This is a genomic window from Paenirhodobacter ferrireducens (assembly GCF_004022265.1).
GTDB classification, from domain to species: Bacteria; Pseudomonadota; Alphaproteobacteria; order Rhodobacterales; family Rhodobacteraceae; genus Rhodobacter; species Rhodobacter ferrireducens.
The window spans coordinates 96,803-104,824 of the sequence record NZ_SAVB01000022.1 but is presented as its reverse complement, the minus strand read 5'-3'; the positions used below and the strand labels follow the sequence as shown (position 1 = coordinate 104,824).

10 protein-coding genes and 1 tRNA gene are annotated in these 8,022 nt (G+C 69.0%); 7 read left to right on the top strand and 4 right to left on the bottom strand.

Translation table 11 applies throughout. The features are described from left to right. The first annotated feature begins 32 nt into the window (after positions 1-32). From cydX to hemP, 3 genes are all read left to right on the top strand, one after another. Entirely contained in the window at positions 33-155 is a 123-nt protein-coding gene (cydX, locus tag EOW65_RS15620; RefSeq protein ID WP_128150978.1) for a cytochrome bd-I oxidase subunit CydX, read from the top strand. A 209-nt stretch (positions 156-364) separates the two neighbouring features. Continuing rightward, positions 365-517: a hypothetical protein gene (locus tag EOW65_RS20030; protein ID WP_164880121.1), complete on the top strand. Its 153-nt coding sequence runs from the start codon at positions 365-367 to the stop codon at positions 515-517. Between the two features lie 9 nt (positions 518-526). Then, positions 527-685, top strand: a complete 159-nt coding sequence (gene hemP / locus EOW65_RS15615) for a hemin uptake protein HemP (RefSeq protein ID WP_164880124.1) — start codon at positions 527-529, stop codon at positions 683-685. A gap of 57 nt (positions 686-742) precedes the next feature. On the opposite strand, the gene EOW65_RS15610 is transcribed toward hemP, so the two are convergent. The 4 genes from EOW65_RS15610 to EOW65_RS15595 all read right to left on the bottom strand — a co-directional run bounded on the left by EOW65_RS15610 (position 743) and on the right by EOW65_RS15595 (position 4,796). After that, positions 743-1,012 carry a DksA/TraR family C4-type zinc finger protein gene (locus tag EOW65_RS15610; RefSeq protein ID WP_128150976.1) on the bottom strand — a complete coding sequence of 90 codons (270 nt, stop codon included), beginning with the start codon at positions 1,010-1,012 and terminating at the stop codon, positions 743-745. Between the two features lie 106 nt (positions 1,013-1,118). After that, positions 1,119-1,192: transfer RNA gene (locus tag EOW65_RS15605), tRNA-Gly, on the bottom strand. Positions 1,193-1,262: 70 nt separating this feature from the next. Further along, positions 1,263-2,915, bottom strand: coding sequence for a hypothetical protein (locus tag EOW65_RS15600; protein WP_206364086.1), 1,653 nt, complete (start codon positions 2,913-2,915; stop codon positions 1,263-1,265). A gap of 87 nt (positions 2,916-3,002) precedes the next feature. Next, positions 3,003-4,796, bottom strand: a complete 1,794-nt coding sequence (locus tag EOW65_RS15595) for a PhoX family protein (RefSeq protein WP_206364085.1) — start codon at positions 4,794-4,796, stop codon at positions 3,003-3,005. 169 nt (positions 4,797-4,965) lie between these two features. On the opposite strand from EOW65_RS15595, the gene EOW65_RS15590 reads away from it, so the two are divergent. From EOW65_RS15590 to ybaK, 4 genes are read left to right on the top strand one after another with little or no spacing between them, the layout of a single operon-like run. Then, on the top strand, positions 4,966-6,813 hold the full coding sequence (locus tag EOW65_RS15590; RefSeq protein WP_128150973.1) for a heavy metal translocating P-type ATPase: 1,848 nt from the start codon (positions 4,966-4,968) through the stop codon (positions 6,811-6,813). Positions 6,814-6,822: 9 nt separating this feature from the next. Continuing rightward, entirely contained in the window at positions 6,823-7,182 is a 360-nt protein-coding gene (locus EOW65_RS15585; RefSeq protein ID WP_128150971.1) for a YigZ family protein, read from the top strand. Further along, positions 7,179-7,541 (top strand): DUF4186 domain-containing protein, encoded by a 363-nt coding sequence (locus EOW65_RS15580; RefSeq protein ID WP_128150969.1) that lies wholly within the window; start codon positions 7,179-7,181, stop codon positions 7,539-7,541. Before EOW65_RS15585 ends, EOW65_RS15580 begins: the two co-directional genes overlap by 4 nt. Next, the gene (ybaK, locus tag EOW65_RS15575) at positions 7,538-8,020 is read left to right on the top strand and encodes a Cys-tRNA(Pro) deacylase (protein ID WP_128150967.1); all 483 of its coding nucleotides are present in this window, start codon (positions 7,538-7,540) and stop codon (positions 8,018-8,020) included. Before EOW65_RS15580 ends, ybaK begins: the two co-directional genes overlap by 4 nt. Positions 8,021-8,022 lie beyond the last annotated feature (2 nt).

The window sequence follows — 8,022 nt, the reverse complement described above, 5'->3', positions numbered from 1 at the left end:
ACAAGAACGCCTACTGAGAAAGGACGCATCCCATGTGGTACTTCGCCTGGATCCTCGGCCTCCCCCTCGCAGCCCTCATCGCCGTCGCAAACGCAATGTGGCTCGAAATGCTCAACGATCGGAAGATCGCCGGGGAGCATGATCCGAAGCGCTGAGGCGCATCCCATCCCGAGACCGGCCTCCTTCGTCCAGTTTGGGGGCCGACCAGGGCCGCCCCGGTGTCCAGCCGCCGGGGCGGCCCTACTTTTTTGGGGGAGCGTCCGGTGCGCGGAGATAATCCGAGTAAAAGAATCAGCCTTTACAAATCCGATCTTTTCACTCAGGTTATCCCCACCAGGAACCGAAGCGAACAGGACACCCGGACATGAAACGCTCCCTCCATCCCGGCCCCGACGCGCGGGGCGCCCGCCGCTCTGACCCGCCCTTCAGCCTGCGCGACCTCGTCGAGGCGATCTGCACCGGCGTCGCCCCCGCCCAGGGGATCGAGATGATGCTCGACCGCATCGAGAGGGGCTGAGGAATGACGATGTCGCAAAGCTTTACCGCGCAGGATTACCTCCCCGCGCTGCCGCTGCATGACGCGCGCGTGCTGACCGAGGGCGGCTCGCTCGCCAGCATCCTGCTCGACGGTCAGGTCTATACGCTGCGCATCACCAAGGCAGGCAAGCTGATCCTGACGAAGTAGTCCCCGTCAGAGATCCCTTCCTTCGTCGCGACTGGGGCCGGCCTGCCGGCCCCCTTTTCATTTCAGCTGGCTGTCCTTCGAGCCACGCCGGTTGATGCCGCCGCGCAGCTGCGGCCGGGCGTCGCGCGCCTTCTGACAGTCGATGCAGAGCTTGACGCCGGGGATCGCCACCCGCCGCGCCTCGGGGATCGGCTCGTCGCATTCGACACAGAATTCCGCGCTTTCGCCCATGGGCCCGCGCCGCGCCTGCAGGCGCTTGAGCTCGTCCTCGATCGAGGCGTCGATCTGTTCGTTCACCGCGCCGTCGCGCGCCCAGCCACCGGCCATGCCGCATCCCTCCAGTCAGACCGTAAAGCTAGGCAGCAAAACGCCGCCCGTCAAAGGGGCGGCGACAACCAGAGGGGAAAATTTCGATCCGGGAGGGAAATTTTTCTGGAGCGGGCGGCGGGAATCGAACCCGCGTCATTAGCTTGGAAGGCTAAGGTCTTACCATTACACAACGCCCGCGCCGGTGCACAGTCCGCGCCCGGACCTGATACAGGCACCGGGCGCGTCGTGCAAGCGCCGCGTGACGGGCTCAGCGCTTGAGCCGGTAGAACCACGGATCGGCCGGTTCCGTGATGCCGGTCGGCGCATCCTGCTCGACCCGGCGCCAGACCGTCGCGTCCTGCGGGGTGATCGTCGCGTCGCGCCCCTTCACGAAGCTCTGCTCGCGCACGATCATCCGATAGGCGGCATCGAGCGCGATCGCCCGTTCGGGCGAAGGCGTGACGAGCGGCGCGATGTCGGCCGTCAGCGCCGCGGCCTTGTCGTCCGCCAGATCTCCGTCCTCAAGCCAGGCCGCGATCACCTCGGCATTCGAGCGGAACTCGTCGCCCGCATGGTTGGTGCGCAGGTAATGGGCGTAATCGCCCTGCCCGTCCGCGCGCACGAGATCCGGCGTGCCGGAAAGCCCCTTCTGCGTCCAGTGATACCAGCCGTCGCGGAAGGAGCCGGGGCCCGAGAGCTTGCGCGGGAAGGCGAAGGTCGAATCGTCGGTGGTGCCGATCGAACCGTGGCAGCCCATGCAGAACACCGTCTCCTCGAAGCTTTGCGGCCGCAGATCGCCCGCCGCATCCTCGATGAAGCCCTGCAACCGCCAGCCCATGCCGTTCGGGATCCCCGCCTCGGCCGAGCCGAAGAACTGCTTCGGCCGGTCGGGGAAGTCGGCGTCCTCCTTCTTCTCGGCGAGCGCCCCTTCCTCGAGATCGGCATAGTTCTGCCAGGAGGTCTTCTTCATGTAGCGCAGCTCCTTCATCCGCGGCGCCATCGTCACGCCCTCGGGGCGCGGGTCGAGGTAGCGCACGGAATGCAGGAACTCGGTGCCGAGCGGATAGAGACCGGCCGCAAGCGGCGCCTCCTTCGGGCCGAGGGTGCCCGCGCGCCCGGCCCAGTGCATCGTCACCCCCTCGAGCGGGGCAAAGGCAAAGGCCACTCGGGTCGCGGTGGCAAGCGCGCCGTCGCGGTTGAGATCGACGCCGAGCGCGGCCTCGTCCATCGGCTCGATCGCCACATCGGCACGGTTGATCAGCGCCTCGGTGATCGCGAGATTGGCCTTGTAGACGGCGAGGCTCTCGGTGCCGTCGGCGGTCTGGCGATAGGCGTCGGGCAGACGGATCATCACATCGTCGGTCGAGCCGTTGGTGGGCCAGAAGGTGCCCGGCAGCGGCACATAGGCAAAGGCGCGCCAGCCGGTGCGCCGGCCGTCAGGGGCATGGTCGAAGCCCTCGTCGTCGAAGGCGAAAAACGCGTCGGGGCGATAGCCCGCCCAGGCCCCGTCGCCATTTGCGTCCCACTCGGGCGGCAGCCGGTCGAGCCTGGCGGCCAGCACCGGCCGGCCATCGGCACCACGGTAATTGTCGGTGCGCACCCAGTCCCGAATCTCCTCGGCGTCGGTCGCGGCCACCGCGGCGCGGCGATCGACGAACAGGTTCGTCCAGGGGTTTTCGAGCGCCGGCCCCGGCATCGCGTAGTCCTGCTGCAGGTCCGGGTCGGAGACGAAATTCGGCGCGCGCGGCAGGGTGTGGCAGGTCTGGCAGGGGTTGTGCACAGCGCCCTGCGCATCCTCGGTCTTCGTATAGCATTGCGGCGGGATATAGGCGGTCTTGTTCGCAAGCACCGTCGCCGTCAGATCGAGCGCATGGGCCGGCGCGGCGGTGGCAAGCAGGGCAAGAAGGGTCAGGCGCCGCATCGGTCGGTCCTTTCGCAAAGGCAGGAAGTCTCGAAAGCAGACGGGGCGCGGAAAAGATCCGCGCCCCGCCCGTGGTCTGGTCTCAGATCACTTGTCCATCGCCGGGAACGGCCCGATGTAGCCCACATAGGCGCGCGCATCGGCCGGATCGGCGAGCTTGTCCTCGTCGCTTTCGCCATAGGGGTGCTGCACGACCGCCATCAGATAGCCGTGGCCATCGATGTTCGGATACCAGTAGGCCGAGGTGGTTTCCGAGCCATAGGGGGTCGACAGGATCCGGGTCAGCTTGCCCGAGTCGGTGTTCAGCGCCCAGATCGCGTCGTTCTGGTGGCCCTCGCCAGTGTCCTCGCCGATGATCAGCGTGTTGTAGCCCGGCATGTAGGTGATGTTGTCCGGGTTCGCGATGCCGTTGATGTCACAGGTGTTCACCTTGGCCGCGTCGCCGCACATGTTGTGCGCCGGATCGCAGCCCGGATCGGCGGCCTTTTCTTCCTGTTCCTTCGACATCGGGATGCCGGCGACGAGGCCCTTCATCGAGGTCGCGGTGAAGCTGTCGTCGAGGCTCAGCTGATAGACCGCGCCGCAGGCGTTCTTCGCCACGCGGATGTCGTTGCGGCCGCCCTTGTCCTGCTTGCCGCCGTCTTCCATGCCCTTCGACACTTCCGACATCGACAGATAGAGCGCGTGCTTGTCGGCGTCGTAGGTCGAGCCTTCCATCTTCCGGAACTCGGTCGTCGCGCCCATCATCGAGGCATAGCGGCGGGTTTCCAGACGCGAGGCCAGCATCTCCATGCCCGGCTTCACCTTCAGACATTCGGCGCGGCCCTCGGCGTTCGACGAGGCAAAGCCCTCGGCACAGCTGCCGTCCTCGTTCAGATCGGCGGCCTCGAACAGGTCCGAGAATTTCACGCCCTTCTCGATCGCGGCCTGCACGGTCGCGTCATCGGCATGGCCGAGGTCGATCCAGTCAAGGGTCGCCGCGCCCACGCCCTCGTCCGAGGTCTGCACCCATTTCGCGGCGTAAAGCGTACCGGCCGACAGATCGCCCGCCTTGTCGGCGACGAAGCGGAACAGGCCCACGTTGGTGCCGTCGTCCGAGATATAGGCGGTCTTCTGGTCGGGCATCACGTTGGCCAGCTCGACCGCGACGCGGCCCATCGAGAAATGCTTGGCCGCGTTGGCGTCGCCCGCGTCCGAAACGGTGATCTCGGTCGGGAAGCCGTAGCGATAGGGGTTGTAGGCGGCGCGGAACTCGTCGAGCGTCATCTTCGCCGGGTCGAGGCCCTGATAGCGCACCATCGGGAAATCGTAATCGTCGATCTGGTCAAGCGCGGTCGCGGTCTCGATCTCGCGCGCATCGGCCGGGTATTCCTCGGAACCGAGATGGGTTTCCCACGGCGTCACCGAGCCCGCACAGGGCACCCAGAGCCCGCCGAAGGCCGAGAAGTTCACCGGCTTCGTCGAGACCGGCGTCAGGTTGCCGTCGGCATCGCGCGAGAGTTCCGAGATGTACATCGAGCCCGGGCGCGATTCGAAATGGGTGATCGAATAGAGCTTGTCGCCCTTGCGGATCAGCGAGGTGAAGTCGGCGTCGACCGAGATGTGCTCGGAACCGTCGGCGGATTTCACCGGGTTGCCGTTCGCGTCGGTCAGCAGCGCGAAGGTGCCGTCGCCGATCTTGTCGCCCGAGCGCGCAAGCAGGTGATAGGCGATCGGGTAATCCTTGCCGTCGATCGTCACCTTGTCGGTCGCCACCACGGCGCGCTTGGCCGCATCGTCGGCCGCGAAGGGCACCGGGGCGAAGGACAGATCGCCCGCATGGGCAAGCACGGGCAGAGCGATGAGCGCGGTGGCTGTCAGAAGATGGCTGCGCAGGGACATGGGGTTCTCCAGTCGGATGAATGATGTGCCCGCCCTAGTCCCGCCGCCCGACAGGAATGTGACAAACCATCCTTCCCTAGCGGAAAGCGCGCCCCCGGGGAGCGGCGCCACGCCCCGTTGACGGCGCCGCGGGGCAGGATAGTCTGCCCCGGCAACCTCGGAGGCAGCCATGAGCAGAACCAGCACCGCGTTAATCGCCCTCGCTATCGCGGGGCTTGCTGTCGGACTCGGGCTGCGTTTCGCGGCGATGCCCTCCGCCGCGCAGATCGCCTGGACGCTGGGCACCCTGCCCGTCCTTGCCGCCCTGCTGATCGAGATCGTGCGCGCGCTGGCGCGCGGCGAGGTCGGGCTCGACATCGTCGCGGCGCTGTCGATGAGTGCGGCACTGCTTTTCGGCGAGACCCTTGCCGCGCAGGTGGTGGCGGTGATGTATGCGGGCGGCACCTTCCTCGAGGCCTATGCCGAGGGGCGGGCGCGGGCCGACATGTCGGCGCTGCTGGCCCGCGTGCCGCGCGTCGCGCATCGCCACAGCGGCGACGGGCTCGAGGAGGTCGCGCTCGACGCGCTCGCCCCCGGCGACCGCATCCTCGTGCGACGCGGCGAGGTGACGCCGGTCGACGGCACGCTGGCCTCGGCGACGGCACTGCTCGACACCTCGGCGCTGACCGGCGAGTCGCTGCCGGTGCGGATCGGCCCCGGCGCCTCGGTGATGAGCGGGGCGGCGAATGCGGGCGAGGCCTTCGACATGATCGCCACGCATCGCGCCGCCGAAAGCACCTATGCGGGCATCGTGCGACTGGTCGAGGCGGCGGCCCGCGCCCGCGCGCCGATGGCGCGGATGGCCGATCGCGCCTCGCTCGGCTTTCTCGCCGTCACCCTCGCGATCGCCGGCGCCGCCTGGGGGCTGACCGGCGATCCGATCCGCGCGGTCGCGGTGCTGGTGATCGCCACCCCCTGCCCGCTGATCCTTGCCGTGCCGGTGGCGCTGGTCGCCGGGCTCAGCCGGGCGGCGCGCTTTGGCGTGCTGATCAAGGGGGCGCAGGCGCTCGAGGCGCTGTCGCGGGTGAAGGTGCTGATCCTCGACAAGACCGGCACCCTCACCGACGGCACGCCGAAGCTGACCGCGATCCTGACCGAGGGCATCGACGAGACCGAAACGCTGCGCCTGGCTGCGGCGCTCGAACAGGCCTCGGGCCATCCGGTGGCACAGGCGCTGGTGGCCGAGGCGCAGGGCCGCGGCCTGGCCCTGCCGGTGCCCGAGGCGGTGTGCGAGGCCCCGGGCGAGGGCCTGACCGGCCGGATCGAGGGGCATGCGGTCGCGATCGGCGGGCCGGGCTTCGTCGCCGCGGCGCTTGGCCAGCCCGCCCCCGACCTGCCCCCGGCCGAGCCGGGCGCGCTGCGGGTGACGCTCGGCGTCGATGACCGGATCGTCGCCCATCTGACCCTCGCCGATCGGCTGCGCGAGGACACCCCCGGCTTCCTCGCCGCGGCGCGCCGCCTCGGCATCCGCCGCATCATCCTGGCGACCGGCGACCGGCCCGAGATCGCCGCGCGGGTCGCCGCGCCGCTTGGCCTCGATGCGGTCGAGGCCGGGCTCGTGCCTGCGGACAAGGTCGCGATCGTGCTGCGCGAACGCAGCGCCGGGCCGGTGATGATGGTGGGCGACGGGGTGAACGACGCCCCGGCCCTTGCCGCCGCCGATGTCGGGGTGGCCATGGGCGCACGCGGCGCTGCCGCCTCGGCCGAGGCGGCGCAGGTGGTGCTGCTGGTCGACCGGCTCGACCGGCTGCTGCCCGGCATCGAGGTCGCACAGCGCTCGATCGCCATCGCCTGGCAAAGCGTCGCGGTGGGGCTTGGCCTCAGCGTGCTTGGCATGATCGCCGCTGCCTTCGGGCTGATCTCGCCGGTCGAGGGCGCCATCGCGCAGGAGGCGATCGACGTCGCGGTGATCCTGAACGCGCTGCGCGCCCTGGCGATCCGGCCGCGCGGCATTGCCCCCGCCACCGAAGCGGCCTAAGCGGGAACCATGCGCATCCTCGAGAACATCATCACCGACCGCGGCTCGCGCTATGCCGTCTCGGGTGGCCCCTGCCGCACCGAGGCGGAAGCGCGCGCCTTCCTCACCGCGCTGAAGCGCAACAAGAAATTCGCCAAGGCCACGCATAACAGCTGGGGCCTGATCGGCGCCGACGGCCCGGTGAAGAACGACGACGGCGAGGCCGGCGCCGGCATGGTGATCCTGCGGATGCTGGAGCGCGAGGGGGTGACGGACGAGATCGTCGTCGTCACCCGCTGGTTCGGCGGCAAGCATCTGGGCGGCGACCGCTTCCGCCATGTGCAGGAGGCGGTGCGGATCTACATCGACGCGCTGCGCGCCGGGGCATGAACGCCGAAGCCGAGACGCTGGCCCGCCTCGCGCATTCGAAATTCCGCGCGCGCTTTCACCTCGGCCCGCGCGAGCGCGCCTATGCCGAGACGAAGGGCCGCGCTATGATCGCCTCGCATGGCGCCGATTTCATCGCGACGCGGCTGGCCCCGGAAGCGCCCAAAAACGACGGCAGGCAGACCCCGATGCGCGGCCACCCGGTCTTCGTCGCCCAGCACGCCACCGCCACCTGCTGCCGCGGCTGCCTGGCGAAATGGCACGGCATTCCGGCCGGCACCGCCTTGACGGCAGCCGAGCAGGACCGGATCCTGCGCCTGATCCTTGCCTGGATCGACCGCGAGATGGACCACGGACAATGAGCACGCAAACCCCCTCGACACAGGCGCTGAAGCGCGCGGGCGTCGATTTCGACATCCGCGAATACGACTATCCGCACGACCACGGCCACGAGCGCATCGCGCTGCAGGCGGCCGAGGCGATCGGCGCGGATCCGGCGCGGGTGCTCAAGACGCTGATGGTCGAGGTCGACGGCAAGCCCGCCTGCGCGGTGATCCCCTCGGACCGGACGCTGTCGATGAAGCGGGTGGCCACGGCCTTCGGCGGCAAGGCCGCGCAGATGATGGACGCGGCGAAGGCCGAGCGCCTGACCGGCTTTCACACCGGCGGCATCAGCCCCTTCGGTCAGCGCAAGCGGGTGCCGGTGGCGATCGAGGTGGCGGTGATGGAGTTCCCGACGGTGGTCATCAACGGCGGCAAGCGCGGCATGATGGTGATCCTTGCCCCCACCGACGCCCTGACCGCGGCGGGCGCCACGGCACAGCCGCTGATCGCCGACTGAGC

Coding starts and splice junctions, on each gene's coding strand:
- cydX (WP_128150978.1), top strand. CDS start 33: ATGTGGTACTTCGCCTGGATCCTCGGCCTCCCCCTCGCAGCCCTCATC.
- EOW65_RS20030 (WP_164880121.1), top strand. CDS start 365: ATGAAACGCTCCCTCCATCCCGGCCCCGACGCGCGGGGCGCCCGCCGC.
- hemP (WP_164880124.1), top strand. CDS start 527: ATGTCGCAAAGCTTTACCGCGCAGGATTACCTCCCCGCGCTGCCGCTG.
- EOW65_RS15610 (WP_128150976.1), bottom strand. CDS start 1,012: ATGGCCGGTGGCTGGGCGCGCGACGGCGCGGTGAACGAACAGATCGAC.
- EOW65_RS15600 (WP_206364086.1), bottom strand. CDS start 2,915: ATGCGGCGCCTGACCCTTCTTGCCCTGCTTGCCACCGCCGCGCCGGCC.
- EOW65_RS15595 (WP_206364085.1), bottom strand. CDS start 4,796: ATGTCCCTGCGCAGCCATCTTCTGACAGCCACCGCGCTCATCGCTCTG.
- EOW65_RS15590 (WP_128150973.1), top strand. CDS start 4,966: ATGAGCAGAACCAGCACCGCGTTAATCGCCCTCGCTATCGCGGGGCTT.
- EOW65_RS15585 (WP_128150971.1), top strand. CDS start 6,823: ATGCGCATCCTCGAGAACATCATCACCGACCGCGGCTCGCGCTATGCC.
- EOW65_RS15580 (WP_128150969.1), top strand. CDS start 7,179: ATGAACGCCGAAGCCGAGACGCTGGCCCGCCTCGCGCATTCGAAATTC.
- ybaK (WP_128150967.1), top strand. CDS start 7,538: ATGAGCACGCAAACCCCCTCGACACAGGCGCTGAAGCGCGCGGGCGTC.